Raw genomic sequence first — 26,054 nt, 5'->3', positions numbered from 1 at the left:
GCGCCTGATCGGAACAAGGGAAAAGAAAATGACGCACAACTGCAGCCTGACCTTCGCCCAACTGCCGGCGCCGCCGGCCCGCGCGGAGTGACGCCATGGCCGAGAACCTCCAGCAGCAGCTGTACCAGAACCTGCGCCAGGCCCTGCTCAGCGGGCGCTTCCAGCCCGGCGAGCGGTTGAAGATCCGCGATCTGGCCGACGAATGGGGCACCAGCCCGATGCCGGTGCGCGCCGCGTTGCAGCGGCTGGTAGCCGAGGGCGCCCTGGAGGGCGAGCCGCAGCGCTCGCTGCGGGTGCCGCTGATGACCCGCGAGCGCTTCCTGCAGATCCTGCAGATTCGCCAGTCACTGGAGGGGCTTGCGGTGGAGGACGGGGTGCCGCGCCTGCAAGGGGCGGACATCGAGGTCCTGCAGGCCTGTACCGAAGCCATGGAGGAGGCCGTGCGGCGGCGCGACGTGCAGGCCTACCTGGAACACAACAGCCGCTTCCACCTGACGCTCTACCGCGCCTGCGGCAACCCTACGCTATTGCGCATGATCGAGGCGCTGTGGCTGCAGGTCGGGCCCTTTTTCAACCGGCTGTTCACCGGCGCCGACCTGTCGCTGCGCCTGAACGACTTCCACGGCCAGACCCTGGACGCGATCCGGCGGGGCGATGCCCGCGGCGCGCGGGCGGCCATCGAGCAGGACCTGGCCTACTTCGGCCAATACCTGCTGAATCTGCTGGCGCTGGAGTCGGGGGCGAGCGTGACGCGCTGAGGGCGCGTCACTCGGTCTTGATGTAGCGGACGTTTTCCTTGCGGATGAGGATCGTCTGCCCGTCGAGCTGCTCGAATTCGTAGTAGTCGTGGTACTTGTCGAAATCGGCATGGTCCTTTACCAGGACCTCGCTGCCGTCGTTCAGCATCACCACGGCCTTGTCGGCACAGCCGGCCAGGCCGAACAGCAGCGCGCTGAGGAGTAGGAATTTCAGCTTCATAGAGTCTCCAAGGGACATCGTGGACCGGCCTTGGCAGAAGGTTTGGGTACACGCTCGGTAGCCACTGTGACAACCGCTCCGCTTGGAAATTCAGTGCTCCGGGCTCAGGTGTCCAACCATACGTCGCGTGCCCAGGTCCACACCGAGTCCCAGGTTTCCTCGGTCAGTTCGCCGTCCGCCCAGAGCACCACCTCGCCGTCCTGGGCCACCGCATAGTAGTCGTCGCCATCGGCGCAGAGCGGTATCAGCTCGCGCGGCAGGCCCATCGCCCAGGCCACCGCGGCCACCTCCGGCAGGTAGGTATGGGAGTGCGGATCGGTCACCGTGACCGGCTCCAGGCGACCGTAGACCACGTCGCTGACCTTCAGGAGGAACTCGCGGAATTCCGACGGAAGGCCGATCAGCAGCTCTTCCTCGATCTCCACCAGCAGTTCCTCGTCCGGCAGCTCCAGGGGGACAGGGACGGGCTCGTTGAGTTCACGCAATTGGTCGATGACGTCTTCCACGGCAGGGGCCTCTCGATTGACTGGGGCGCTTTATACAGTAGTAGCCGGGCCTGGGCGCAAGTTCACGTTGGGGGTGTTTGGCGGACGAGTGGAAGGGATTGGGGTGGGGGCTGTCCTGAGCGGGGTGTCAGTCAGGCGCCATTGGGGTGGTTCCGGGCTACCCTCGCGAATTCCCCGCCACGGAGGCCCGGACCAGGTGTCTCCCGTCGAGGGTACGTCCCTGCAGCCATCGGGGCTCTCGCGACATTCATGTCGCATGACCTCCTGAGTGCGGAGGTTTCTCTGGAAGTCCGAATCGCGGACAGAGTCCTACGGTTCCAGGAAGCGCGGGCGTAGGAGCAACCGTCTTGCGCCGGAGCGCTTTTCGTAGGATGGGTTGAGCTTGCGAAACCCATGCGGTTGCGCTGATGGGTATCGCTTCGCTCAACACCATCCTACGGGTCTCGTGTTTGCCGGAGGGGTAGGAGCGGACCTTGTCCGCGATGGCCGGAACCTCCGGCGCGATTCGCGGATGAGATCCGCTTACGCTGCCCACCCGCGCCATTCCCCTGTAGGAGCGCGCCCTGCGCGCGAAATCGCGGGCAGGGCCCGCTTACAGGTTGCTGGGAGACACGGTATTCCTCCCGCCGTAGGAGCGGACTCTGTCCGCGATTGGACTCACCGATTAAGCCGGACGCCCCGGTGGCACTCCCGGATACGAAAACGCCGTTTCCCGGTAGAGGGAAACGGCGTTCTTTCTTGCTTAAGCGAACAGCCCTACGGCAGAAGCCATCAGCCGTTCTGGCGGATACCAGCCAGCAGCCAGGGCTGGTCCTGGCCCTGGGCGCGTTCCATGCGCCAGCTTTCGCTGAAGGTCTCGCCCTGGTCGAAGCGCGAGGTCTTGGAGAGGCCGCTGAAGGTCAGGGTGGCGATGGTCTTGTCGGCCTGGTCGTCGACGCCTTCCAGTTGCACCTGCAGGTTGTCGATGTAGGTGGACTGGTAGCCGTCGCCCAGTTCGGCGCGTTCCTGCTTCAGCCACTGCAGCATCTGCGGGGTGACGAACTCGGCGATCTTGTCCATCTCGTTGGCGTCCCAGTGCTGTTGCAGGGACAGGAAGTGCTCGCGGGCGGCGCCGATGAAGCGCTGCTCGTCGAACCAGCTCGGCGCGTTGATCGCCGGAGCGGCCGCGGCCGGGCGGGCGCTGGCGCCGAACGGCGACGGCTGGGCGGTCGGCATCTCGCGCTGCTGCGGCGCATGGCCGGCCATCGCCGGCTGGCCCTGGGCCTGCTGGCGGCGACGGGAAGCGATGAAGCGGAAGGCGATGAAGGCGATCAGCGCGATGATCAGGATGTCGAGGAACTGCATGCCCTGGAAGCCGTCGCCCATGAACATGGAGGCCAGCAGGCCACCGGCGGCGATCCCGGCCAGCGGGCCGAGCCAACGCGACGCACCGCCAGCGGCGGCAGCACCTGCCGCCGCACCGGCTGCGGGAGCGGCGGCGTTGGGGGTGTTCGGGGCGGTGTTCGGTTGCACCTGGCGGGTCTGGTGGCTCGGCGCCGAGCCCATGCTCTTGCCGCCGCCGAAACGTTTGGCGGCATTGACGTCGAGGCTGAGCGTCACGGCGACACAGAAGGCCATGGCAAGGCTGAGAAAGCGCTTCATTGGGGTCATTCTCTTGGTTGGAATACGACGCGCGTCATGTTGCCGAGCATGGCCGCCAGGAACCAGCCGGATTTTGTTTCCGGCTATTGCCCCTGCGCCGCGCCAGGTCTTGGGCCAGAAGGGTTGCGAAGGTCTGTAACCGGGTTTTTCAGCGGCCTCGAAGACGCTGGCCGTTTGATAGGCTGGCGCCCTAGCGGGGCCGCTGGCCGCGCGATCCCCCCACTGCCACATCGCGCGAGGACCGCCGCCATGCACGCTATCGACTTCATCCAGGACCTGGCGGTGATCATGCTGATCGCCGGTTTCGTCACCATCCTCTGCCACCGCTTCAAGCAGCCGGTGGTGCTCGGCTACATCATCGCCGGGGTGATCATCGGCCCGCACACGCCGCCCTTCGGCCTGGTGCACGACGAGCAGACCATCAAGACCCTCGCCGAGCTGGGGGTGATCTTTCTGATGTTCTGCCTGGGCCTGGAGTTTTCCCTGCGCAAGCTGTTCCAGGTCGGCGCCACGGCTTTCCTCGCGGCTTTCCTGGAGATCACCCTGATGATCTGGGCCGGCTTCGAGATCGGCCGGCTGTTCGACTGGAACACCATGGACTCGCTGTTCCTCGGCGCCATCCTGGCGATGTCCTCGACCACCATCATCATCAAGGTGCTGGGCGACCTGAAGCTGAAGAACGAGCGCTTCGCCCAACTGATCTTCGGCGTGCTGATCATCGAGGACATCCTCGGCATCGGCATCATCGCGCTGTTCTCGGGCATCGCCGTGAGCGGCACGGTGGAGGCCGACCAGGTGGTCTCCACGGTGGGCAAGCTGAGCCTGTTCATGGTCGTCGCGCTGGTCGTCGGCATCCTGCTGGTGCCGCGCCTGCTGGCCTACGTGGCGAAGTTCGAGAGCAACGAGATGCTGCTGGTGACGGTGCTCGGCCTGTGCTTCGGCTTCTGCCTGCTGGTGATCAAGCTGGAATACAGCGTGGTGCTGGGCGCCTTCCTGATCGGCGCGATCATGGCCGAGTCGCGCCAGCTGGTGCAGATCGAACGGCTGATGGAGCCGGTGCGCGACATGTTCAGCGCCATCTTCTTCGTCGCCATCGGCCTGACCATCGACCCGCGGGTGCTGGTGGACTACGCCGCGCCGATCCTGGTCATCACCCTGGTGGTGGTGCTGGGCAAGCTGGTGTCCTGCGGCACCGGCGCCTACATCGCCGGCAACGACGGGCGCACCTCGATGCGCGTGGGCATGGGCCTGTCGCAGATCGGCGAGTTCTCCTTCATCATCGCCGCCCTGGGCATGAGCCTGGGGGTGACCAGCGACTTCCTCTACCCGGTGGTGGTCGGCGTGTCGGCCATCACCACCCTGCTGACGCCCTACCTGATCCGCTCCGCCGACCCCCTGGCGCTGTACCTGGGGCGCACCCTGCCTTCGCCCATGGTGCGGGTGTTCGGCCTGTACGGCGAGTGGCTGCGCAGCATCCGCCCGCGCGGCGACAAGGCGGTGCTGGCCGGGATGATCCGGCGCATCCTGCTGCAGGTGGGGGTGAACCTGGTGCTGGTGATCGCCATCTTCTTCGGCCTGGCGTTCTTCGCCGGGCGGATCGCCGAGTGGCTGGCCAACTGGGTCGAGCACGAGGCGCTGCACAAGGCGCTGATCTGGGGCGCCGCGCTGCTGCTGTCGCTGCCATTCCTGATCGCCGCCTACCGCAAGCTCAAGGCGCTGGCCATGCTGCTGGCGGAAATGGGCGTCAAGGCCGAGAGCGCCGGGCGCCACACCGCGCGGGTGCGCCGGGTGATCGCCGAGATGATCCCGTTGCTGTCCCTGGGCGGCATGATGCTGCTGCTGGCGGCGCTCAGCTCGAGCATCCTGCCGCCGGGGGAGCTGCTGCTGGTGGTGGGCCTGGTGGCCGCGCTGGCGCTGGCGGTGGGCTGGCGCTGGTTCATCCGCCTGCATTCGCGGATGCAGATCGCCCTGCTGGAAACCCTGGAGCAGGGCAAGGGCGGGCATTGAGCGTGCCGGGGCGATGCGGTCGAACTATACGCCCCACGAAACCGCGCCGAGGGGCTTTCGTAGGATGGGTTGAGCTTGCGAAACCCATGCGGTCGCGGTGGTGATGGGTATCGCTTCGCTCAACCCATCCTACGGGACTTGCCGGATGGTGTAGGAGCGGACTCTGTCCGCGATAGCCGGATGTTCCGGCGCGATTCGCGGATGAGATCCGCTACGCTGCGCCACCCGCGCCACTCCCCTGTAGGAGCGCGCCCTGCGCGCGATTCGCGGGCAGGGCCCGCTCCTACAGGTATGGGGATAGCGTAGGAGCGGACCTTGTCCGCGATAGCCGGATGTCTCGGCGCGATTCGCGGATGAGATCCGCTCCTATGCTGCGCCACCCACGCCACTCCCCTGTAGGAGCGCGCCCTGCGCGCGAAATCGCGGACGGAGTCCGCTCCTACAGGTGATGCCTGGCGTTGGGGGAGGTGGCTCTACACCGCCTCCAGCTTGGCGTAGCCGAGCATCAGCCACTTGCTGCCTTCGCTGTCGAAGTTCACCTGCACGCGGGCCTGGGCGCCGGAGCCTTCGAAGTTGAGGATCACGCCGTCGCCGAACAGCGGGTGGCGTACCGACTGGCCGAGGGCGAAGGGGGTTTCCGGCACGCCGGCGCCGCTGAACAGGCTGCCGCTGCGCTGGTTGCCGGACAGCGGCCGGCTCACCGAGTTGGACAGGCGCACTTCCTGGATCAGGCCCGGCGGGATTTCGCGGACGAAGCGCGAGACCTTGTTGTAGGTCTCGCTGCCGTACAGGCGGCGCGTCTCGGCGTAGGTCAGCACCAGGCGCTGCATGGCGCGGGTGATGCCGACGTAGGCCAGGCGGCGTTCCTCTTCCAGGCGGCCGGGTTCCTCCAGGCTCATCTTGTGCGGGAACAGGCCCTCTTCCATGCCGGCCAGGAACACCAGGGGGAACTCCAGGCCCTTGGCGCTGTGCAGGGTCATCAGCTGCACGCTGTCCTCGAAGGCGTCGGCCTGGGTGTCGCCGGCCTCCAGCGCGGTGTGGTCGAGGAAGGCCACCAGCGGCGGGATGTCCTCGTCCTCGGGGTTCTCGAAGGCGCGGGCGGCGCTGACCAGTTCTTCCAGGTTCTCCACCCGGGCCTGGCCCTTCTCGCCCTTTTCTTCCTTGTGGTAGCTGATCAGCCCGGACTGTTCGATGACCTTCTGGGTCATCTGGTGCAGCGGCATGCCCTCGACCTGCTGGGCCAGCAGATCGACGGTCTCGAGGAAGCCGTTGAGCGCGCTGGCGGCGCGGCCGGTCACGGCTTTGGCGGCGATCACGTCGTTGATCGCGCGCCACATGGAGGTGCCGTTGAGCCGCGCGGCGTTGCGGATGGCTTCGACGGTCTTCTCGCCGATGCCGCGCGGCGGGATGTTGACCACCCGCTCCAGCGCGGCGTCGTCGTCGCGCAGGCGGATCAGCCGCAGGTAGGCCAGGGCGTTCTTGATCTCGGCGCGTTCGAAGAAGCGCTGGCCGCCGTAGATGCGGTAGGGGATCTTCTCCCGCAGCAGGGCCTCTTCCAGCACCCGCGACTGCGCGTTGGAGCGGTAGAGGATGGCGATCTCGCTGCGCTTGAGGCCGTCCTTGCGCAGGGCGTCCTCGATGGTCTCGACGATGTAGCGGGCCTCGTCGTGCTCGTTGAAGCCGGCGTAGAGGGTGATGGGCTCGCCATCCACCCCGTCGGTCCAGAGTTCCTTGCCCAGGCGCCCGTGGTTGTTGGCGATCAGGGCGTTGGCGGCCTTGAGGATGGTGGCGGTGGAGCGGTAGTTCTGCTCCAGGCGGATGTCCTCGGTGCCGGCGAAGTCGTCGGCGAACTGCTGGATGTTCTCGATCTTGGCGCCGCGCCAGCCGTAGATCGACTGGTCGTCGTCGCCCACCACCATCAGGCTCTCGCCGCCCTTGGCCAGCAGGCGCAGCCAGGCGTACTGCACGGCGTTGGTGTCCTGGAACTCGTCCACCAGGATGTGCCGGAAGCGCCGCTGGTAGTGCGCCAGCAGGCCGGGGTCGTTGCGCCACAGGTCCAGCGAGCGGAGCAGCAGCTCGGCGAAGTCGACCACCCCGGCGCGGGCGCAGGCCTCTTCGTAGGCCTGGTAGACGCTGACCATGGTGGCCAGGTAGAGGTCGCCGCTGGCCTGGATGTTCTGCGGGCGGTTGCCCTCGTCCTTCTGCGCGTTGATGAACCATTGCGCCTGGCGCGGCGGCCAGCGCTGCTCGTCCAGGCCCAGCTCGCGCACCACGCGCTTGACCAGGCGCAGCTGGTCGTCGCTGTCGAGGATCTGGAAGCCCTCGGGCAGCCCGGCCTCGCGCCAGTGGGCGCGCAGCAGGCGGTGGGCCAGGCCGTGGAAGGTGCCGACCCACATGCCCGCCGGGTTGATCCCCAGCAACTGCTCGATGCGCGCGCGCATCTCCGCCGCCGCCTTGTTGGTGAAGGTCACCGCCAGGATGCTGTGGGGCGAGGCGTGCTCCACCTGGATCAGCCAGGCGATGCGGTGCACCAGCACGCGGGTCTTGCCCGAGCCGGCGCCGGCGAGCACGCGCTGGTGGCCCAGCGGCGCGGCCACGGCCTGGCGCTGCGGGTCGTTGAGGGAGTTGAGCAGGAGGGAGAGGTCGTCGTTCATGGGGCGGCATTCTACCGATGGCGGGGAAAGCCCGGCAAACCAAAGCGCCGTCCGGCACCTGCCCGACGAAAGTTCAGCGATTTGCTGGCATATTGCCGCTTTCCCGAGCTTGGGCGACCCTGCCGCCTCGGTTATGCTCGGGCCACGCCAAGGCCGACCACTACAAGAAAAAGCCGCCTATGACCGCATACCTGGATACCTCGGCCGCGCCTTTCAGCCAGGCCGAGATCCGCCAGCAATACGCCCACGAACTGGCCATCGAGCGCACCCGCCTGCTCTACCAGGGCTCGCGGGTGCCGACCCTGCTCATGCTGCTCAACGGCCTGGCCTGCGCCGGCCTGCTCTGGCACAGCCAGGACGGCCTGCTGCTGTCCGGCTGGCTGGTGTGGCTGGTGCTGCTGGCGGTGATGCGGCTGATCCAGGTCGCCGCCTTCCACAACGCCGAGCCGCAGCGCCAGGCCGAGGCGCACTGGCAGCGGGCGTTCCTCTTCGGCGCCGGCGCCTCGGGGCTGACCCTGGCCTTCGCCGCCATCGCCCTGGTGCCGCCCGACGCCTTCCTGCAGCAGGCCCTGGTGTTCGGCCTGATCGCCGCGGCCATTCTTTCCGCCAGCGTCGCCTACGCGGTGAGCCTGCCGGCCTTCCTGACTTTCGCCTTGCCCTGCCTGCTGCCGTCCATCGGCTACCTGCTGCTCCGGGGCAGCGATCTGCAGCAGGGCTGGGGGCTGCTCGGCTCGATCCTGCTGTCGGCCCTGCTGGTGGTGGCCTGGCAGGTCAACCGGCTGGTCCAGGGCAGCCTGCTGCGGCGCTTCCAGACCCTTGCGCTGGTAGACCACCTGGAGCAGGCCAAGGGCCGCGCGGAAGCCCTCAACCAGGACCTGGGCCGCGAGGTCGAGCAGCGCCGCAGCGCCGAACGCGCCCTGCGCGAGGCGCGCGACCAGCTGCAGGTGCGGGTCGAGGCCGGCAGCGTCGAGCTGAGCGACAGCCAGGCGCGCCTGGCCATGGCCCTGGAGGCCAGCGAGCTGGGGCTGTGGGACTGGAACCTGCGCACCGACGAGGTGCACCACTCGCGCCTGCGGGAAATCTTCGGCCTGGACCAGGACGCGGTGCGCAGCATGCGCGCCGACCTGCGCCCGCTGTTGCACCCGGACGACGTTCCGCTGCTGCGCCGGGCCCTGGCCGACCACCTGCGCGGGCGCACCGACGGCTACCGCGTCGAATACCGCGTGCGCCACGCCGACGGCCACTGGGTGTGGGTCGAGGACCGCGGCCGGGTGATGGCCCGCGACGCCCGCGGCAAGGTCACGCGGATGGTCGGCACCCGCTGCGACGTCAGCGCGCGCAAGCGCCGCGAGGAGGAGCAGCGCCTGGCCGCCACCGTGTTCGAGGCGGCCAGCGAGGGTATCGTCATCCTCGATGCCGACTACCGCCTGCTGGCGGTCAACCAGGCCTTCAGCCGCGTCACCGGGCACCGTCCGGAGGAGGTGATTGGCCAGGTCGCCGCGAGCCTTTCCGGCAACCCCGAGACGCGCCGCCAGTACCTGCTGATCCGCGAGGAGCTGGAGCGCGCCGGCAGCTGGCAGGGCGAGCTGCTGGAGACGCGCAAGAACGGCGAGCCCTACCCGCAATGGCTGCAGCTGAACATGGTGCGCGACAACCGCGGCCAGTTGTCCCACGTGGTGGGCTTCTTCGCCGACCTCACCGCGCGCCGCGACGCCGAGGAGCGCCTGCGCTACCTGTCGCACTACGACGAGCTCACCGGCCTGGCCAACCGCGGCCTGTTCAAGCAGCGCCTGCACGATGCCGGCCAGCGCGCGCGGCACAGCGGGCGCAGCCTGGCCCTGCTGCTGATCGACCTGGACCGCTTCAAGCTGCTCAACGACAGCCTCGGCCACGAGGTCGGCGACCAGCTGCTGCGGCAGATCGCCCGGCGCCTGACCCAGGCGGTGCCGGAGGCGGACACCATCGCCCGGCTGTCGGCCGACGAGTTCGCCGTGCTGGTGGATTCCTATTCCAGCCTCTCGGCCCTGGCGCGCCTGTCCAGCCGCCTGCTCACGCGCCTGCGCATGCCCATGAGCGTCGCCGGCGAGGAGCTGATGCTCAGCGCCTCCCTGGGCATCAGCCTGCTGCCGGAGAACGCGCGGGAGATTTCCGCGCTGATGAGCCAGGCGAACATGGCCATGCAGCATGCCAAGCACCTGGGCGGCAACACCTTCCAGTTCTTCACCGACAACCTCCAGGCCTGCACCCTGGAGCGCCTGCAGCTGGAAGTGCAGCTGCGCAAGGCCGTCGAGGACGGCCAGCTGGAGGTGCACTACCAGCCCAAGCTGAACCTAGCCAACGGCCGCCTGGACAGCGCCGAGGCCCTGGTGCGCTGGCGCCACCCGCTGCAGGGCATGATCCCGCCCGGCGACTTCATTCCCCTGGCCGAGGAAACCGGGCTGATCGGCGCCATCGGCGAGTTCGTGCTGCGCCGCGCCTGCCACCAGGGGCGCACCTGGCAGGCCCGCGGCCTGGCCGAGCTGCGGGTGTCGGTGAACCTCTCGGTGCACCAGCTGCGCCAGGGCAACCTGGTCAGCCTGGTGCGCACCGTGCTCGACGAAACCGGCCTGGAGCCGCGGCTGCTGGAGCTGGAGATCACCGAGAGCCAGCTGCTGGAGAACGTCGAGAGCGTCAGCACCACCTTCCGCCAGCTGCGCGAGATGGGCGTGAAGCTGGCCATCGACGACTTCGGCACCGGCTATTCCTCGCTCAGCTACCTCAAGCGCTTCCCGGTGGACTACGTGAAGATCGACCAGACCTTCATCCGCGACCTGTCCGCCCAGGGCGAGGACGCCGCCATCACCCGCGCCATCATCGCCATGGTCCACAGCCTGGAGCTGAAGGTGGTGGCCGAGGGCGTGGAGCGCCAGGAGCAGCTGGACTTCCTGCGCCAGCACCGCTGCGACGAGATCCAGGGCTACCTGATCAGCCCGCCGCTGGCGCCGGCGGCCTTCACCGCCTTCCTCGAGGCCCACGGCCAGCGGCCGGGCTAGGGCCTGCCCCCGTTTCGTTCACGGCCGCGAACGAAACGGGCACAGGCCCCGGGACGCTCAGCGGTGCGCGTGGTCGCCGCTCACGCCCTGCAGCACGGCCTGGTCGATCTCGCTGAAGCGCAGCACGCGGCCGCCTTCGGCCTTGGCCAGGCGCTCGGCGTCGGCCTGGTTGCCGAAGGAGGCGAGGGTGGCGCCCATCGCCCCGGGGCGCTGGATGCCCACCACGTAGTAGGCGCTGGTGGCGTCGATCAGGTGGCGGTCGTCCGGGTGGTTCCAGTCGCTGCGGGCCATGTCGTGCACGTACAGGCGCTGGCCGTCGTGGCGGTTCTCCGGTTGCAGCCACCAGCCGAGCAGCTCGGCGGTGGAGCAGAACTTGCGCACCTTGCCGGCGCTCACGGCCTCGCCCTTGGGCCCAGGGAAGCCGTCGATGAGCATGCCGCAGACGTGGCATTCGTCGCCGTTGTGGAAGGGCACCGGGGCGAGGTCGGCGGCGTCCTGGTGGCTGTCGCCGCAACCGGCGAGCAGCAGGCTGAACAGGGCGGCGGCGAGATAGAGGCGGGGCAGCGGCATCGGGGGCTCCTTGGAGTGGGGGTTCAGGCCGGGCGGCGCCGGAACAGGCGGTAGGCCAGGGCCAGCGCCGCCGGCGTCCAGGCCGCCAGGGCCAGCCAGAGCACGGCGCCGGGCACCGGCAGGTCGCGGCCCAGGACCAGTACGCCGTCGATCTCCGGGCCGAGGCCGGAGAGGTTGATCAGGCGGTAGATGTCGGTGGGGTTGAGCAGCAGCAGCCAGGGCAGCAGTTCGGGGCTGATGCGGCCCTTGCCGAGCACCAGCAGGGCCAGCAGGGCGAGATCGAAGAGCAGCACGAAGAAGAACCACAGGCCCAGCGCCAGGCCGGCGGCGGTGGACTTCTCGCTCACGCGGCTGCTCAGCGCGTAGGCCATGGCCAGGAAGGCCCAGCCGAGCAGGGTGGAGGACAGGATGAAGCGGGCGAAGGCCCACAGCAGCTGCGACAGCTGGATGTCCGCCACCAGCACGGCGATGGACAGCGCGGCGGCGGCGAAGCCGAGCAGGGTGGCCAGGGCGAGGATCAGCCCGTGGCCGAGGAACTTGCCCAGCAGCAGCTGGCCGCGGCTCAGCGGGTAGGCCAGCAGGAGCAGCAGGGTGCCGCCTTCCTCCTCGCCGACGATGGCGTCGTAGGCCAGCAGCAGGGCGATCAGCGGCATGAGGATGGTGGCCAGGCTTGCGAGGCTGGCCATGGTCGCCGGGATCGAGGTGAAGCCCACCTGCCCGGCGGTGGCCGCGCCGAACCAGGCGATGCCCACGGCGAGCAGGGCGAACAGCAGGCTGATCGCCAGCAGCCAGCGGTTGCGCAGGCCGTCGGCCAGTTCCTTGCGGGCGATGTGCCAGACCGGCGTCATGCTGTTTCTCCGCAGGCGCGCGCGGCGTCCTGCATGTGGTGCAGGTAGAGGTCCTCCAGGGATGGCGGCAGCACCTCCAGGCCCTGGGGTTGTTCTTCCAGCAGCGCCTGCAGCAGCCGGCGCTGCCGCGTTTCGTCGGCCAGCAGCTCGATGCGCCCGCCATCCAGGGCGCGCACGGCGTAGCCGCTGTTGCGCCAGTGGGCCAGCCAGTGTTCGTTGCGCGGGCCGGCGATGCGGATGCGCGTCGGCAGGCCGGCCTCGCGGCGCAGCTCGGCGAGGCTGCCGCAGGTCAGCAGGCGGCCGTGGGCGAGGATGGCGGCGCGGTCGATGTGGGATTCGACGCCGGGCAGCACGTGGGAGCAGAGGATGACCCCGGTGCCCTGGTTGCGCAGACGGTCGAGTAGACGGTAGAGCTCGACGGTGGCCACCGGGTCGAGGCCCACGCTGGGTTCGTCGAGCAGCAGCAGGCGCGGCCGGCCGAGGATCGCCTGGGCCAGGCCGAGGCGCTGGCGCATGCCCTTGGAGTAGGTCTTCAGGCGCCGGTCGGCGGCCTGGGCCAGGCCCACCTGTTCCAGCAGCGCGTCCACCTCGGCGGGTGCCGCGCCCTTCAGGCGGGCGAAGTGGCGCAGGGTTTCGCGGCCGGTCAGCTGCGGGTAGAAGGTGACGTTCTCCGGGAGGAAACCGAGCTGGCGGCGCACCGCGGGGTCGTCGGCGGCGCGCCCGAACACCCGCACCTGGCCTTCGTCGGGGCGCAGCAGGCCGAGCATCAGCTTGATGCTGGTGGTCTTGCCGGCACCGTTGTGGCCGAGCAGGCCGAGCACCTCGCCGGCGGCCAGGTCCAGGTCGAGCCCGTGCAGGGCGGTGAAGGCGCCGTAGCGCAGGCTCGCGCCTTCTATTTGCAGCAGCTTCATGGGCTCGCCTCCGCTTGCGGTTCGCGCATCAGCGGGTGGCTGTCGCGCACCCCCGGCGAACGCGTCACCGGGAAGGCGCGCTGCACCCAGCGCAGCAGTTCGATGGATGGGCTGGCGAGCAGCAGGCGCACCTGCGGGTACAGCCACAGCAGGCGGTCGACGTTGTCGTTGGGCTCGTAGAAGACGTCGCCCAGGCCGTCGTCGTCGCGGTCCCAGCCCAGGTAGTCGCTCCAGTAGTTGCCGCGGCCGTCGGCCGACCATTCCTGGGTGCGGTTGGCCACGTAGAGCACCTGCCGGCGGTTGCCGACGAAGGCGTTGCCGGCGATGCGGTTGTCCTCCGAGCCCGCGGTCAGGTGGATGCCCAGGGCGCTGCCGGCCAGGCGGTTGCCCTCGATGCGGTTGTACAGCGAGTTGTAGATGAACAGGGCCTTGCCCTCGGCGCCGGCGATCATGCCTTCGCCGGTCACGCCGCTGCCGCTGCGCACGCCCTCGACGCGGTTGCCGGCGAGGGTCGAGTAGGTGATGTAGTTCATCAGGATGCCGTAGTTCTCGTCGTCCACCGAGCGGTTGCCGATCACGCTGAGCTTGCGGCTCTGCATCAGCGCGTAGCCGGTGCGGGTGCGGCGGGTCAGGTTGCCGATCACCCGGCTGTCGTTGGTGAACATGTAGTGCACGCCGTAGCGCAGGTCTTCCAGGCGGTTGTGCTCGATGGCGCTGCCGTTGGCGGTGTCGATGTAGATGCCGTCGCGGGTGTGGCGCACCCGGTTGCCGCGCACCAGGGCGTTGCGCACCGCATAGAGGTGGATGCCGTTGCCGCGGTCCTGGGAACGCAGCCGCGCATCGCCCTCGATGCGGTTGTCCAGCACCTGGGCGTCTTCGCTGGCGTCGAGCCAGATGCCGAAGCCCGGGCCCTGCAGCCGGTTGTTGCGCAGGACCACGCCGCGGGCGCGCTTCTCGACGAAGATCGCCGAGTCCATGTCGGTCAGGTTGCGGCCCCAGTTGCGCACCCGGCAGCCTTCGACGCTGACGTCGGCGCTGCGCACGGTGAGGGTGCTGCCCTCGCCCTGGCCGTCGAAAGTGGCGCCGTCTTCACAGCGCAGGCGCATGGGCCGGTCGATGAGGAAGCGGCCGGCGTAGGTGCCGGCCGCCAGCGTCCACAGCCCGTCGCCGGCCGCGCGCAGGGGCAGCTCGTCGATCGGCTGCAGCGCGGCCAGCGCGGGGCTGGCCAGCGTCAGCAGCAGGGCGAGGCAGGCGCGGGAAGTGGGCACGCGGAAGCATCCTCCGGGGGCGTTTGCAGGTGGCGGCTGCCGGGCCCCCGAGCCCGGCAGCGCCAGCGGCCCGTATCAGGCCTTTTCCACCAGCATGCGGCCGACCATTTCCATGTGCAGGGCATGGCAGAACCAGCTGCAGTAGTACCAGTGCACCCCGGGCCTGTCGGCGACGAAGGTGATGGACGAGGTCTGCTGCGGGCTGATCTCCATGCTCACGCCGTGGTTGACCATGACGAAGCCGTGGGTCACGTCCTCGATCTCGTCGAGGTTGGTGATGGTCACCGTGACCTCGTCGCCCTGCTTCACGGTGAACTCGGTGATCCCGTAGGTAGGCGCCATGGAAGTCATGTACACGCGCACCTGCTTGCCGTCGCGGATGACCTTGTTGTCCTTGAGCAGGTCGATGCCGTCCTTCTTCGCCCGGGCCACGGTCGGGGCGAAGAAGGGGTCGTCGCGCGACCAGATCTTGCGCGGCTTGATCTGGTCGCGGCGGGCGAGGATGCAGTCGTGCGGCTCGGCGAAGGTGGGGCCGTCGTGGACCAGTTGCATCTCGTCGCCGGAGATGTCGATCAGCTGGTCGTTCTCCGGGTGCAGCGGGCCGGTGAGCAGGAAGCGGTCCTTGGAGAACTTGCTCAGCACCACCACCCACTTGCCGTCGGCCTCGCGGGTCTCGCAGAGCGAGGCGTGGTTGTGCCCCGGCTGGTAGTGCACGTCGAGCTTCTGGCGGATGTAGTCGACCTTCTCGCCCTTGTAGGCGCGCACCGCGTCCTCCAGGTTCCACTTCACCAGCTGGCTGTCGATGAACAGCGTGGTGTAGGCGTTGCCGCGGCCGTCGAAGGTGGTGTGCAGCGGGCCCAGGCCCAGCTCCGGCTCGGCGACTACGACCTCGCGCGGGTCCTTGAGCTTGCCGGCGAAGAGGTCCGGCAGTTTGTCGATGGCGATCATGCTGCAGGTCGGCGACAGCTTGCCGTTGGCGATGAAGTACTTGCCGTCCGGCGAGGTGTTCAGGCCGTGGGGGTTCTTCGGCACCGGGATGTAGCGCGTCACCACGCTGTCCTTGCCGTCCTTGCGGCGGCCGTCGACCACCGGGACCTTGGAGTCGCCCAGGGTGACGAAGCGCTTGGCCTTGATCTCGGCCTCGATGCGCGGGATGTCGAACACCACCACCCAGTCGCGCTCGTTGCGCATCATGCCGGCCAGGTCCACCGCCTTCTCCGAGTTGTAGCAGGTGGAGGCGGCGAAGCGGCCGGTGTAGTCCATGTCGGTGTTGTCGAGGTTGCCGTCGACTATCACCTGCCAGGCCACCTCCATGGTCTCGGCGTCGATGGCGTTGTACATGGTGAAGGCGTTGTCCGCGCCGGGGTCGAAGCTGGAGCCGTCGTTGGGGTGAGGAATGATGAACTCGGCGTTGCAGAACACGTACTTGGTGTGCGGCACCTTCTGCAGGCGCAGGCCGTGGATGGCCTGGACGTTGGGGATGGTGACGATCCTGTCGCACTTCATGATGTCCAGGCGGATACGCGCGACGCGGCTGTTGGCCTTGTCGTTGATGAACAGGTACTTGCCGTCGTACTTGCCGTCGGTCATGGAGATGTGCGGGTGGTGGCAGTCGCCGTTGTGGAAGCGCGCGCTGTCGCCGAGGATGTGCTTGCTCTCGTTGGTCAGGCCCCAGCCGGTGGCCGAGTCGACGTTGAACACCGGGATGCGCATCAGCTCGCGCATCGACGGGACGCCGATCACCCGAACCTCGCCGGAGTGGCCGCCGCTCCAGAAACCGTAGTACTCGTCCAGCTCGCCGGGGCCGACGTGGGCCTTGGCCTGCGCCGCCTTGACCGTATCGGCCCAGGCCTCGCGCGGGATCACCGCGCCGCCCAGGGCGCTGGCGCCGACCAGCGCCGCGGCGCCGGTGACCGCCGAGGCGCCGAGGAAGTCGCGGCGGCTGAAGCCGCTGGCGTCTTCGGGCTGCGGGTGTTTCTTCTCGTTCATGTCCGTTCCTCCCAAGTTGCTATTCAGAATTGGCGCTTCAGAGTTGGCGCACGGCAATCCGCTCGCCGTCGTCCGCCGGTTCCGGCTTGCTACGTTTCTTGCGCTTGTTCACCAGCGGTGGGCACTTGTTCTGGTCGTGGTAGGTGAGCTGGCAGTCGAGGCAGTAGTGGCACTCGTTGGCGTTGATCCGGCCGTCCGGGTGAATGGCCTGGATCTCGCACTCGCGGGCGCACAGTTGGCAGGGCTGGCCGCATTCCTTGCGCCGCTTGAGCCAGTCGAACAGGCGCGCCTTGCCGGGGATGGCCAGGGCCGCGCCGAGCGGGCAGAGGTAGCGGCAATAGACCTTGCGGGTGAACAGGTTGACCAGCAGCAGGCCGCCGGCGTAGGCGACGAAGCCCCACTGGCGGGCGAAGCCCAGGGTGATGGCGGTCTTGAACGGCTCCACCTCGGCGGCGCGCTCGGCGGTGGCGAGCGATTCGAGGGACAGGCCGAACAGCGCCAGCAGGATGATGTACTTGATCGCCCAGAGCCGCTCGTGGACCGCGAAGGGCAACTCGAACTGCGGCACCCGCAGCTTGCGCGCGGCCTCGTTGAGCAGCTCCTGCAGGGCGCCGAACGGGCACAGCCAGCCGCAGAACACGCCGCGTCCCCAGAGCAGCACGCTGGCGGCGGTGAAGGTCCAGAGGATGAACAGGATGGGGTCGCTGAGGAACAGTTCCCAGCGGAAGCCTTCGAACAGCGCGTGGACGAAGGTCAGCACGTTGACCACCGACAGCTGGCCCAGGCAGTACCAGCCGATGAACACCAGGGTGAAGGCCAGGTAGCCGCGGCGCACCCAGTGCAGCAGGTGCGGCCGGCGGGTCAGGGCGTCCTGCAGGAAGAGGATGGTGGCGAGCAGCGCCAGGGCGCCGAGCAGCACACCGATCTGGAAGCTCTTCTGGTACCAGATGCGCAGCCACAGGGGGCGCTTGGCCTCTTCCAGGGCCGCCAGTTCCTCGGCGCTGGGCTGCGGCCGCAGCAGATAGGCCTCGGGCGTCTGGTAGGGCAGGGCGAAGCTGGTGAACAGGCTGGCCACCGGGCCGGTCTGGCGGCGCACCAGCAGCTCCAGGTTCCACGGCGTGCCGGGGTCGAAGCGGTGCTGGGCGCGGACGATGAAGACGGCCATCTCGGCGAAGGCCGGCATACCCTCGGCGTAGACGTCGGACAGGCGCTGGTAGTCGAGGTCGCGGAAGCTGAGGATGTCGCCGAACTGGCGCAGCTGCACCCGGTCGAAGATGCCGCCGCGCACGTAGCCGGAGCCCTTGAACGAATACTGGCCGTTGCCCAGCACGGCGATGGCGTATTCGCCGGGCTTCAGCGAGCCCATCAGCTCCTGGTACTGGCGTTCGCCCAGCAGGTTGCGGCCGATGCTCGGCGGGTTGAGCAGGGCGGTGTAGAGGTCGATGAAGTCGTCCGCCCGGTGCGCCGCATCGGCCGCGCCGACGCTGGCGGCCTCGGTGCCCTTGAAGGCGTCGTCAATCTGCCCGCGGTTCAGTTGCAGGCGGCGGATCGCGCCGTTGCCGGTCAGCTCGGCCCAGGTCGCCGGCTGGAAGGCGTCCAGGCGCACCTGCGCGGGCTTGGGCCGCACGCTGCCGCCGTCCTCGATCAGCCCCAGGGACACCGCCACGGTATGGGCGGCGCGCATGACGATCTCGTTGACCACCATGACTGTGACAGTGGCGCCGGCGACGGCATCGATGGTGGTCGTCCGGGCGTCGCTGGAGCGCCCCACCACCACGCGCTGGTCGGCCCGCACGCCGGCATAGCCGGCGGTGAAGGCGTGCAGTTTCTCGACGGGAATGCCGATCAGCAGGATCGGCTCATGGTGTTCCAGCACATAGGCGTCGCGGATCACCGCATGGGGATCGAGGATCACCTGCAGGTTGATCGGCTTGCCGGAATAGGCCGGCATCTGGGTGACGCGGATGCTCTGGAAGGCGTAGCCGAGCAGCTCGTCGCCCTTGAACAGGCGGCGCACGCCGAACTCGCCCTCGGCATCGCCGATGCGTTCTACGCCGGGGAACACCTGGGTGATGCGCGTGCGCTCCAGGTCGCTGAGTTCGGCGCCTTGGGCGGCCAGGCCGACCAGTAGCAACAGCCAGCCCAGCAGCAGATGGAGGCACCGGACGGCGCCTTTGCGGCCGGCGTCGGGCTCCGTACTACAGTGGGCATCCTGGTCGGCGGCCATCGGGTTTCCTCCCCTGCGCAACAACTACTACTTGAGCGTGACTATCCACTCGGCAAGGGTCTTGGCCTCATCCTCGCTGACGGCGTTGGGCGGCATCGGCATCGCGCCCCAGACGCCCTGGCTGCCCTTGCGGATGCTGTGCATCACGTGGGCCACGCCGTCGGACTGGTCGCCGTACTTCTTCGCCACGTCATGGAAGGCCGGGCCCACCAGTTTCTTGTCCAGCGTGTGGCAGGCCACGCAGGCCTTGGCCTTGAACAGGTCCTCGGCGCTGCTGGCGAAGGCTGGCGCCTGTGCCAGCAACCCGGCGGCCAGCAGTACGGCCATTGCTTTGTTCATGGTTCTCTTTCCTCGCAGGCTTGGCGCCGCAGCGCCGGATCCAGGTGCCGGCGTCCCCCCCGGCGGTGGCTGCGATTCTAGGAGGGGCCCGTGGCGCAAACGCTTGATGGGGATCAAGAACTTCCGGCGCGGCGCTTGAGGCGGATCGTCGCGCTGGCTAGCGTGCCAAGCCGTGGAACCCGATGGAGAACCCCCGCTCATGAACGCACCCGCCCAGGAACTTCCGCTCTTCTATCAGCCCAGCGGCAACGAGGTGACGCTGTTCGGCGAAGCCGCGGCGCAAGGCATGCCGGTGCTGATCAAGGGCCCCACCGGCTGCGGCAAGACGCGCTTCGTCCAGCACATGGCGCAGCGTCTGGGCCGGCCGCTGTACACCGTGGCCTGCCACGACGACCTGTCGGCGGCGGACCTGGTCGGCCGCCACCTGATCGGCAGCGACGGCACCTGGTGGCAGGACGGCCCGCTGACCCGCGCGGTGCGCGAGGGCGGCATCTGCTACCTCGACGAGGTGGTCGAGGCGCGCCAGGACACGGTGGTGGTGCTGCACCCGCTGGCGGACGACCGCCGCGAGCTGTTCATCGAGCGCACCGGCGAATCGCTGGTGGCGCCGCCCGGCTTCATGCTGGTGGTGTCCTACAACCCCGGCTACCAGAACCTGCTCAAGGGCATGAAGCCGAGCACCCGCCAGCGCTTCGTGGCGCTGCGCTTCGACTACCCGGCGGCGGAGGTGGAGGCGGGCATCATCGCCCGCGAGGCCAACGTCGACCGCGAGCTGGCCCAGCGCCTGGCGCAACTGGGCGTGGCCCTGCGCCGCCTGGGGCGGCAGGAGCTGGAGGAAGTCTGCTCGACGCGCCTGCTGGTGCTCACCGCGCGGCTGATCCACGCCGGGCTGGCGCCGCGCGAAGCCTGCCGCGCCGGGCTGGCCGAGCCGCTGTCCGACGACGAGGGCACCGTCGCCGCGCTGATGGACCTGGTCGATGTCCACTTCGCCTGAGGCCCTGGCCGGCACCCGGCGCCTGCCGGGCGACCTGGCGATGTGGCTGTTCATCCTCGCCGAGCTGAGCGTCTTCGCCATCCTCATCCTGGTCTTCGCCGTGGCCCAGCGCCTGGATGCCGAGGGCTTCCGCGCCGGCCGCGCGGCGCTGGACCTGTCCCTGGGCCTGGCCCTGACGCTGAGCCTGCTGACCGCCGGCTTCCTCGCCGCCGCCGCGGTGGAGCTGGTGCGCCGCGGCCACCAGCGCCGCGCCGGCTTCCTGCTGCTGGCGGCGCTGGCGCTGGGGCTGCTGCACGTCTGGCTGAAGGCCGGCGAATACCTGCACCTGGCGCAGCGCGGGCTGGACCTGGAGCACAGCACCTTCTTCACCCTGTTCTGGCTGGTCACCGGCTTCCACTTCCTGCACGTCTGGCTGGGCCTGGTGATCCTCGGCTGGATGGCCCTGCGCTGCCTGCGCGGCGCCTATGCCCAGGGCGCCCTCGGCGGGCTGGAGTCCGGGGCGCTGTACTGGCACATGGTCGACCTGGTGTGGGTGATGCTGTTCCCGCTGGTCTACGTGCTGGCGCCGCTGCCATGAGGTCGCTGGCCCTGGCCTGGGCGTTGCTGGTGCCGCTGGCGCTGGCCGGCATCTGGCTCGGCAACCACGCCGCCAGCGCGCTGCTGCCGGTGGCGAGCATCCTGCTGCTGGCGCTGGGCAAGGCCTGGCTCATCGTGCTGCGCTTCATGGAGCTGGGCCACGGCCCGGCGCTGTGGCGCCGGCTGCTGCTCGGCTGGCCGCTGGCGCTCGCCGTGCTCCTCCTGGCCGTCCACGCAAGCTACTGATTTACCTGAAAATAAATACCTGACAGGAAGCATTGGTCTTTCTTGATCGCCATCAAGCGGATCGGCCCGGGGGCCTTCCTAGAATGGCCGCAAATCGAGACCGAGGAGGACCCCATGTCAGACACCTTCACCAAGGGCATGGCGAGGAACATATACCTGGGGGGAGGCGTTTTCTTCTTCCTGGTGTTTCTCGCCCTGACCTATCACTCCGAAACCACCTTCCCCAAACGCACCAACCAGGCCGAGCTGACCGAGTCGGTGGTGCGCGGCAAGCTGGTGTGGGAGCAGAACAACTGCGTCGGCTGCCATTCGCTGCTCGGCGAGGGCGCCTACTTCGCGCCGGAGCTGGGCAACGTGATCGGCCGCCGCGGCGGTGACGCCGCCTTCGACAGCTTCCTCGCCGCCTGGATGAAGATGCAGCCGCTGGGCATCCCCGGACGCCGGCAGATGCCGCAGTTCCACCTCAGCGACCAGGAGGTGACGGACCTGGCGGCCTTCCTGCGCTGGACCTCGAAGATCGATACCAACAAATGGCCGCCGAACAAGGAGGGTTGAGCATGAACCCGGGCAATCCCCATCTGAAATTCGCTTCGCAAGCGGTGGCCAAGCCGTACTTCGTGTTCGCCCTGATGCTGTTCGTCGGGCAGATCGTCTTCGGCCTGGTCATGGGCATGCAGTACGTGGTCGGCGACTTCCTGTTCCCGGCCATCCCGTTCAACGTCGCGCGCATGGTGCACACCAACCTGCTGATCGTCTGGCTGCTGTTCGGCTTCATGGGCGCGGCCTACTACCTGGTGCCGGAGGAGGCCGACCGCGAACTGCACAGCCCGAAACTGGCGATCGTGCTGTTCTGGGTGTTCGCCATCGCCGGCGTGCTGACCATCCTCGGCTACCTGCTGGTGCCCTACGCGGGGCTGGCCAGGCTGACCCACAACGAGCTGCTGCCGACCATGGGCCGGGAGTTCCTCGAACAGCCGACCATCACCAAGCTGGGCATAGTCGTGGTCGCCCTGGGCTTCCTCTACAACATCGGCATGACCTTGCTGAAGGGCCGCAAGACGGTGGTCAGCGTGGTGATGATGACCGGCCTGGTGGGCCTGGCGGTGTTCTTCCTGTTCTCCTTCTACAACCCGGAGAACCTGGCCCGCGACAAGTACTACTGGTGGTGGGTGGTGCACCTGTGGGTGGAAGGCGTGTGGGAGCTGATCATGGGCTCGATGCTGGCCTTCGTGCTGATCAAGGTCACCGGCGTCGACCGCGAAGTGGTGGAGAAGTGGCTCTACGTGATCATCGCCATGGCCCTGATCACCGGCATCATCGGCACCGGCCACCACTACTTCTGGATCGGCGCGCCGGGCGTGTGGCTGTGGCTCGGCTCGATCTTCTCGGCCCTTGAGCCGCTGCCGTTCTTCGCCATGGTGCTGTTCGCCTTCAACATGGTGCGCCGCCGTCGCCGCGAGCACCCGAACAAGGCCGCCTCGCTCTGGGCCCTGGGCACTACGGTGACCGCGTTCCTCGGCGCCGGCGTGTGGGGCTTCCTGCACACCCTGGCCCCGGTGAACTACTACACCCACGGCACCCAGCTGACCGCGGCCCACGGCCACCTGGCGTTCTACGGCGCCTACGTGATGATCGTGATCACCCTGATCAGCTACGCCATGCCGCGCCTGCGCGGGATCGGCGAGGCGGCCGACGCCCGGGCGCAGAGCCTGGAGATCTGGGCCTTCTGGCTGATGACCATCTCCATGCTGCTGATCACCCTGCTGCTGACCGCCGCCGGCGTGGTGCAGGTGTGGCTGCAGCGGATGCCGGCCGACGGCGCGGCCATGCCGTTCATGGCCACGGTGGAGCAACTGAAGGTGTTCTTCTGGTTGCGCCTGTACGCCGGCTTCGGCTTCCTCATCGGGCTGATCTGCTACCTGCTGAGCTTCCGCCAGCGCGGCCGCATCGCGGTGGGCGTGGCGCAACAGGCCGGTTGAGTTCCCTCCCCCGGGGCCCGTCTGCCTGGCAGCGGGCCCTTTTTTCGCGAGGCCGCGATGACCATTCACCTGGAACTGGAGGAAGGCTTCGGCCGCGCCTGGCACCGCTTCATCACCCGCCGCGCGAGCCCGACCTTCGAGGACGCGGCGGTGAGCCTGGACGAGGTCCGCCGCAGCCTGCTGCTGCTGTTCCGCGGCACCGGCGGCGAGGCCGGCGTCGGCGTGGAGGCGGCCAGCCCGCGCGAACTGCTGGTGCGCCGCAGCCTGTTGCAACAGGTGGCCGGCACCTGCCAGCAACTGCCGGTGGCCTGGTTCGACGCCGACTCCCTGCGCCTGCCGCCCAGCCTGGCGGTCTACCCGGATGCGCAACTGAATCGTGAACTCTACCGCTGGCTGGCGCTGCTCGCGGCGCACAGCCAGCCGCTGCGGCACTGGGCCGGCGACAACCAGGCCTGGACCCTCGCCGTGTTGCAGCGCTACCCGCTGCTGCGCCCGCGCTATGAACGCCTGGTGGAGGCGCTGCTGCCGCTGCGCCCGGACCCGGCCCAGCTGCCGCCGGCCGAGGCGGTGCTGGAGCGCGCGCTGCGCCAGGCCCTGCGCGAGCCGGGCAGCGTCCTCCGCCTGCCGCGCAGCGAGCGCGCGCCCTGGCCGCTGCCGTTATGGCTGTATCCACCGCAGCAGTTGGCGGCACCGCAGCGCACCGAACTGGTCGACGGCGACGAGCAGGGCAGGCCGGCGGGCGACGCCCGCAACGGCATCGCCCGCAAGCGTGGCGAGCGCACCGAACAGGACCCGGGGCGCGGCGGCCTGCTGCTGTTCCGCCTGGAGAACCTGTTCAGCTGGTCCGAGCACGTCGAGCTGGACCGCGCCGGCGACGACAGCGAGGACCTGGACGCCGCGCGGGTGGCCGAGGACCTCGACCACCTGAGCCTGTCCCGGCAACGCCAGCGCAAGGGCGGCGGCCTGCGCCTGGACCTGGACCTGCCGGCGGCCGAATACGACGACCTGCCGCTGGGCGAGGGCATCCGCCTGCCGGAGTGGGACTACCGGCGCGGGTGCCTGCAGCCCGACCACGTCTGCCTGCAACCGATGCTGCCGCGCGATGCCGCGCCGGCGCCCTTGCCGGACGCATTGGCGCCCATCGCCCGGCGCCTGCGCCGCCAGTTCGAGGGCCTGCGCCAGCAACCGCAGTGGCTGCGCCGACAGCCCCAGGGCAGCGAGCCGGACCTGCAGGCCTGGCTGGACTTCAGCGTCGAGCGGCGCCTGGGCGCCTGCGCCGAGACCGGCCTGTTCCTCGAACGCCGGCAAACCCGCCGCGACCTGGCCTGCCTGCTGCTGGCCGACCTGTCGATGTCCACCGACGCGCACCTGGACGACCGCCACCGCGTCATCGACCTGATCGGCGACAGCCTGCTGCTGTTCGGCGAAGCATTGCAGGCGGTGGGCGACCGTTTCGCGCTATACGGCTTTTCCTCGCTGCGCCGGCACCACGTGCGCCTGACCCAGCTGAAGAGCTTCGAGGAACGCCACGGCGACGCCGTGCGCGGCCGTATCCGCGCCTTGCGCCCCGGCTACTACACACGCATGGGCGCGGCGATCCGCCGGGCCACGCAACTGCTGCTCGAACGCGGCGAGCGCCAGCGCCTGCTGCTGATCCTCACCGACGGCAAGCCCAACGACCTGGATTGCTACGAGGGCCGCTACGGCATCGAGGACACCCGCCAGGCGGTGCTGGAAGCCCGCCGCGCCGGGGTGCTGCCGTTCTGCCTGACCATCGACCGAGAGGCGGCGGACTACCTGCCGCACCTGTTCGGCCACCAGGGCTACCAGATGCTGCACGACCCGGCCCAGCTGCCGCTGCGCCTGCCGCAGCTGTACCGCCAGCTGACCCGCCGCCGCGAGTGAGGCCGTGCGCCATTGTAGGAGCAGGCCCTGCCCGCGAATCGCGCGCAGGGCGCGCTCCTACAGGGGAACGACGTGGCGAGTGAGGCGGTGGACAGCCCTTTGTAGGAGCGAGGGGGGTGCCCAGTTCTTGCTCGCGAACCAACCCCCGCAGCGAGACCCGTTCGCGACCGATTTACCGGCCGCTCAGGACAGCCCCCTCTCCCGCTTGCGGGAGAGGGTTGGGGAGAGGGTGCTCTTGAGCCCAACACCTGCGTCGCCGGAAACCCCGTTCGCGAGCAAGCTCGCTCCTACGAAAAGCACCTCGGCGCAGTGCGAACCCGGAAACAGCGTAGGAGCAAGCGTCTTGCCGGCTGCGCCGGAGTGCTTTTCGTAGGATGGGTTGAGCTTGCGAAACCCATGCGGTCGTGGCGATGGGTATCGCTCCGCTCAACCCATCCTACGGGGCTTCGAGCCCGCCTGTAGGAGCGGATTCATCCGCGATCCGGCCGGCAGGCCGGTTTCGGGACGCCTAGCGCGGCAACCAGACCGCCATGGCCACGCAGAACAGCGCGAGGATGACGCAGAAAACCCGGAACCGACGCAGCCGCCTCTGCCTGGCCAGCGCCTGTTCGGCCGGCAGCGGCATGCCGCAGTGCGGGCAGTCGGCCTGGTCGTCGGGACTGGCCTGCTGGCAATACAGGCACTGGCGCATGCCTATTCGAACTGCTCCAGGCGCAGCGGGTCGAGGACCTGCACGGTGCGGCCCTGCAGGTCGATGATGCGTTCGTCGATCAGCCGGCGCAGCACGCGGGAGAAGGTTTCCGGCTGGATCGACAGGTGCCCGGCCACCAGTTGCTTGGCCATCGGCAGGTCGAAGCGCAGGTCGGCGTCGCCGTGGCGGTTGAGCAGCGTCAGCAGGTAGCGCACCACCCGGTGGGTGGAGTTCTTCAGCGACAGCGTCTCGATCTCGTTGATCCGCCGGTGCAGGCGGATGCACAGGGTGCCGAGCAGGGCGAAGGGCAGCTGCGGGTTGCTGTGCAGCAGCTCCAGGTAGGTGCGGTTGGCGAAGCGGTAGACCTGCGTCGGCTCCAGCGCCTGGGCCGAGGCGACGTAGTCGGGGGTGTCCATGAACATCATGGCCTCGGCGAAGGTCTGCCGGCCGACCACCACTTCCAGCACCTTCTCCTGGCCCTCCGGGGTCAGCCGGAAGATCTTCACCGCGCCGGATATCACGAAGAAGAACGCATGCGCCGGCTCGCCCTGGTGGAACAGCTTGTCGCCCTTGTCGAGGTTGAGCAGCTGGCAGGTGGCGAGCAGCTGTTCCAGCTGCGCCTCGTCGAGGGCATCGAACAGGTGATGCCCGCGCAGGATCTGCTGGTGGACGCGCTGGGACTGCATGGCGGAG

The 26,054-nt window shown here is 68.8% G+C and carries 22 protein-coding genes; 9 read left to right on the top strand and 13 right to left on the bottom strand.

The features are described from left to right. Positions 1-95 precede the first annotated feature (95 nt). The gene (locus PM1_RS29220) at positions 96-758 is read left to right on the top strand and encodes a GntR family transcriptional regulator (protein ID WP_009614858.1); all 663 of its coding nucleotides are present in this window, start codon (positions 96-98) and stop codon (positions 756-758) included. Between the two features lie 7 nt (positions 759-765). Here the strand turns inward: PM1_RS29220 and PM1_RS29215 are convergent, their stop codons facing one another. The 3 genes from PM1_RS29215 to PM1_RS29205 all read right to left on the bottom strand — a co-directional run bounded on the left by PM1_RS29215 (position 766) and on the right by PM1_RS29205 (position 3,125). Beyond that, positions 766-978: a YgdI/YgdR family lipoprotein gene (locus PM1_RS29215; protein ID WP_009614860.1), complete on the bottom strand. Its 213-nt coding sequence runs from the start codon at positions 976-978 to the stop codon at positions 766-768. 104 nt (positions 979-1,082) lie between these two features. Next, positions 1,083-1,484 carry an SMI1/KNR4 family protein gene (locus tag PM1_RS29210; protein ID WP_009614862.1) on the bottom strand — a complete coding sequence of 134 codons (402 nt, stop codon included), beginning with the start codon at positions 1,482-1,484 and terminating at the stop codon, positions 1,083-1,085. 771 nt (positions 1,485-2,255) lie between these two features. Further along, positions 2,256-3,125: a Tim44 domain-containing protein gene (locus tag PM1_RS29205; protein WP_009614864.1), complete on the bottom strand. Its 870-nt coding sequence runs from the start codon at positions 3,123-3,125 to the stop codon at positions 2,256-2,258. 249 nt (positions 3,126-3,374) lie between these two features. Between PM1_RS29205 and PM1_RS29200 the strand changes: the two genes are divergently transcribed. Then, positions 3,375-5,132 carry a cation:proton antiporter gene (locus PM1_RS29200; RefSeq protein ID WP_009614866.1) on the top strand — a complete coding sequence of 586 codons (1,758 nt, stop codon included), beginning with the start codon at positions 3,375-3,377 and terminating at the stop codon, positions 5,130-5,132. Between the two features lie 473 nt (positions 5,133-5,605). Here the strand turns inward: PM1_RS29200 and uvrD are convergent, their stop codons facing one another. Then, on the bottom strand, positions 5,606-7,786 hold the full coding sequence (uvrD, locus tag PM1_RS29195) for a DNA helicase II (RefSeq protein ID WP_009614868.1): 2,181 nt from the start codon (positions 7,784-7,786) through the stop codon (positions 5,606-5,608). 179 nt (positions 7,787-7,965) lie between these two features. Here uvrD and PM1_RS29190 point away from each other — a divergent pair, with 179 nt between their 5' ends. Continuing rightward, complete coding sequence (locus tag PM1_RS29190) at positions 7,966-10,818, top strand: EAL domain-containing protein (RefSeq protein ID WP_009614870.1); 2,853 nt, start codon at positions 7,966-7,968, stop codon at positions 10,816-10,818. 57 nt (positions 10,819-10,875) lie between these two features. On the opposite strand, the gene PM1_RS29185 is transcribed toward PM1_RS29190, so the two are convergent. From PM1_RS29185 to PM1_RS29155, 7 genes are all read right to left on the bottom strand, one after another. Further along, the gene (locus PM1_RS29185; RefSeq protein WP_009614872.1) at positions 10,876-11,388 is read right to left on the bottom strand and encodes a nitrous oxide reductase accessory protein NosL; all 513 of its coding nucleotides are present in this window, start codon (positions 11,386-11,388) and stop codon (positions 10,876-10,878) included. A 23-nt stretch (positions 11,389-11,411) separates the two neighbouring features. After that, positions 11,412-12,236 carry an ABC transporter permease gene (locus PM1_RS29180; protein WP_009614874.1) on the bottom strand — a complete coding sequence of 275 codons (825 nt, stop codon included), beginning with the start codon at positions 12,234-12,236 and terminating at the stop codon, positions 11,412-11,414. Next, positions 12,233-13,147 carry an ABC transporter ATP-binding protein gene (locus PM1_RS29175; RefSeq protein ID WP_009614876.1) on the bottom strand — a complete coding sequence of 305 codons (915 nt, stop codon included), beginning with the start codon at positions 13,145-13,147 and terminating at the stop codon, positions 12,233-12,235. Before PM1_RS29175 ends, PM1_RS29180 begins: the two co-directional genes overlap by 4 nt. Beyond that, entirely contained in the window at positions 13,144-14,415 is a 1,272-nt protein-coding gene (locus tag PM1_RS29170) for a nitrous oxide reductase family maturation protein NosD (RefSeq protein WP_009614878.1), read from the bottom strand. Before PM1_RS29170 ends, PM1_RS29175 begins: the two co-directional genes overlap by 4 nt. Before the next feature lie 75 nt (positions 14,416-14,490). Further along, complete coding sequence (gene nosZ, locus PM1_RS29165; protein WP_009614880.1) at positions 14,491-16,404, bottom strand: TAT-dependent nitrous-oxide reductase; 1,914 nt, start codon at positions 16,402-16,404, stop codon at positions 14,491-14,493. Positions 16,405-16,441: 37 nt separating this feature from the next. After that, the gene (nosR, locus tag PM1_RS29160) at positions 16,442-18,541 is read right to left on the bottom strand and encodes a transcriptional regulator NosR (protein WP_043300465.1); all 2,100 of its coding nucleotides are present in this window, start codon (positions 18,539-18,541) and stop codon (positions 16,442-16,444) included. A gap of 117 nt (positions 18,542-18,658) precedes the next feature. Further along, positions 18,659-18,970, bottom strand: coding sequence for a c-type cytochrome (locus tag PM1_RS29155; protein ID WP_009614885.1), 312 nt, complete (start codon positions 18,968-18,970; stop codon positions 18,659-18,661). 199 nt (positions 18,971-19,169) lie between these two features. Here PM1_RS29155 and PM1_RS29150 point away from each other — a divergent pair, with 199 nt between their 5' ends. From PM1_RS29150 to PM1_RS29125, 6 genes are all read left to right on the top strand, one after another. Beyond that, on the top strand, positions 19,170-19,964 hold the full coding sequence (locus PM1_RS29150) for a CbbQ/NirQ/NorQ/GpvN family protein (RefSeq protein WP_009614887.1): 795 nt from the start codon (positions 19,170-19,172) through the stop codon (positions 19,962-19,964). Next, the gene (locus tag PM1_RS29145; protein WP_009614889.1) at positions 19,948-20,541 is read left to right on the top strand and encodes a cytochrome c oxidase subunit 3; all 594 of its coding nucleotides are present in this window, start codon (positions 19,948-19,950) and stop codon (positions 20,539-20,541) included. The genes PM1_RS29150 and PM1_RS29145 overlap by 17 nt, the downstream gene beginning before the upstream one ends. Further along, positions 20,538-20,786, top strand: coding sequence for a cytochrome C oxidase subunit IV family protein (locus tag PM1_RS29140; protein WP_009614890.1), 249 nt, complete (start codon positions 20,538-20,540; stop codon positions 20,784-20,786). Before PM1_RS29145 ends, PM1_RS29140 begins: the two co-directional genes overlap by 4 nt. A gap of 114 nt (positions 20,787-20,900) precedes the next feature. After that, positions 20,901-21,341, top strand: a complete 441-nt coding sequence (locus PM1_RS29135; protein WP_009614893.1) for a c-type cytochrome — start codon at positions 20,901-20,903, stop codon at positions 21,339-21,341. Positions 21,342-21,343: 2 nt separating this feature from the next. Beyond that, a complete protein-coding gene (locus PM1_RS29130) occupies positions 21,344-22,765 on the top strand; it encodes a cbb3-type cytochrome c oxidase subunit I (RefSeq protein ID WP_009614895.1) in 1,422 nt (473 codons plus the stop codon). A gap of 57 nt (positions 22,766-22,822) precedes the next feature. Continuing rightward, positions 22,823-24,670 carry a nitric oxide reductase activation protein NorD gene (locus tag PM1_RS29125; protein WP_009614897.1) on the top strand — a complete coding sequence of 616 codons (1,848 nt, stop codon included), beginning with the start codon at positions 22,823-22,825 and terminating at the stop codon, positions 24,668-24,670. A 508-nt stretch (positions 24,671-25,178) separates the two neighbouring features. Here the strand turns inward: PM1_RS29125 and PM1_RS29120 are convergent. Both PM1_RS29120 and PM1_RS29115 read right to left on the bottom strand, forming a co-directional pair. Continuing rightward, positions 25,179-25,361 carry a hypothetical protein gene (locus tag PM1_RS29120; RefSeq protein ID WP_009614899.1) on the bottom strand — a complete coding sequence of 61 codons (183 nt, stop codon included), beginning with the start codon at positions 25,359-25,361 and terminating at the stop codon, positions 25,179-25,181. Positions 25,362-25,363: 2 nt separating this feature from the next. Then, positions 25,364-26,047 carry a Crp/Fnr family transcriptional regulator gene (locus tag PM1_RS29115; protein ID WP_009614901.1) on the bottom strand — a complete coding sequence of 228 codons (684 nt, stop codon included), beginning with the start codon at positions 26,045-26,047 and terminating at the stop codon, positions 25,364-25,366. Positions 26,048-26,054 lie beyond the last annotated feature (7 nt).

Source organism: Pseudomonas sp. M1 (assembly GCF_022760135.1).
GTDB lineage: Bacteria > Pseudomonadota > Gammaproteobacteria > Pseudomonadales > Pseudomonadaceae > Pseudomonas > Pseudomonas citronellolis.
This window is presented reverse-complemented; position numbering and strand designations above follow the sequence as displayed.

Coding starts and splice junctions, on each gene's coding strand:
- PM1_RS29220 (WP_009614858.1), top strand. CDS start 96: ATGGCCGAGAACCTCCAGCAGCAGCTGTACCAGAACCTGCGCCAGGCC.
- PM1_RS29215 (WP_009614860.1), bottom strand. CDS start 978: ATGAAGCTGAAATTCCTACTCCTCAGCGCGCTGCTGTTCGGCCTGGCC.
- PM1_RS29205 (WP_009614864.1), bottom strand. CDS start 3,125: ATGAAGCGCTTTCTCAGCCTTGCCATGGCCTTCTGTGTCGCCGTGACG.
- PM1_RS29200 (WP_009614866.1), top strand. CDS start 3,375: ATGCACGCTATCGACTTCATCCAGGACCTGGCGGTGATCATGCTGATC.
- uvrD (WP_009614868.1), bottom strand. CDS start 7,786: ATGAACGACGACCTCTCCCTCCTGCTCAACTCCCTCAACGACCCGCAG.
- PM1_RS29190 (WP_009614870.1), top strand. CDS start 7,966: ATGACCGCATACCTGGATACCTCGGCCGCGCCTTTCAGCCAGGCCGAG.
- PM1_RS29185 (WP_009614872.1), bottom strand. CDS start 11,388: ATGCCGCTGCCCCGCCTCTATCTCGCCGCCGCCCTGTTCAGCCTGCTG.
- PM1_RS29180 (WP_009614874.1), bottom strand. CDS start 12,236: ATGACGCCGGTCTGGCACATCGCCCGCAAGGAACTGGCCGACGGCCTG.
- PM1_RS29175 (WP_009614876.1), bottom strand. CDS start 13,147: ATGAAGCTGCTGCAAATAGAAGGCGCGAGCCTGCGCTACGGCGCCTTC.
- nosZ (WP_009614880.1), bottom strand. CDS start 16,404: ATGAACGAGAAGAAACACCCGCAGCCCGAAGACGCCAGCGGCTTCAGC.
- PM1_RS29155 (WP_009614885.1), bottom strand. CDS start 18,970: ATGAACAAAGCAATGGCCGTACTGCTGGCCGCCGGGTTGCTGGCACAG.
- PM1_RS29150 (WP_009614887.1), top strand. CDS start 19,170: ATGAACGCACCCGCCCAGGAACTTCCGCTCTTCTATCAGCCCAGCGGC.
- PM1_RS29145 (WP_009614889.1), top strand. CDS start 19,948: ATGTCCACTTCGCCTGAGGCCCTGGCCGGCACCCGGCGCCTGCCGGGC.
- PM1_RS29140 (WP_009614890.1), top strand. CDS start 20,538: ATGAGGTCGCTGGCCCTGGCCTGGGCGTTGCTGGTGCCGCTGGCGCTG.
- PM1_RS29135 (WP_009614893.1), top strand. CDS start 20,901: ATGTCAGACACCTTCACCAAGGGCATGGCGAGGAACATATACCTGGGG.
- PM1_RS29130 (WP_009614895.1), top strand. CDS start 21,344: ATGAACCCGGGCAATCCCCATCTGAAATTCGCTTCGCAAGCGGTGGCC.
- PM1_RS29125 (WP_009614897.1), top strand. CDS start 22,823: ATGACCATTCACCTGGAACTGGAGGAAGGCTTCGGCCGCGCCTGGCAC.
- PM1_RS29120 (WP_009614899.1), bottom strand. CDS start 25,361: ATGCGCCAGTGCCTGTATTGCCAGCAGGCCAGTCCCGACGACCAGGCC.
- PM1_RS29115 (WP_009614901.1), bottom strand. CDS start 26,047: ATGCAGTCCCAGCGCGTCCACCAGCAGATCCTGCGCGGGCATCACCTG.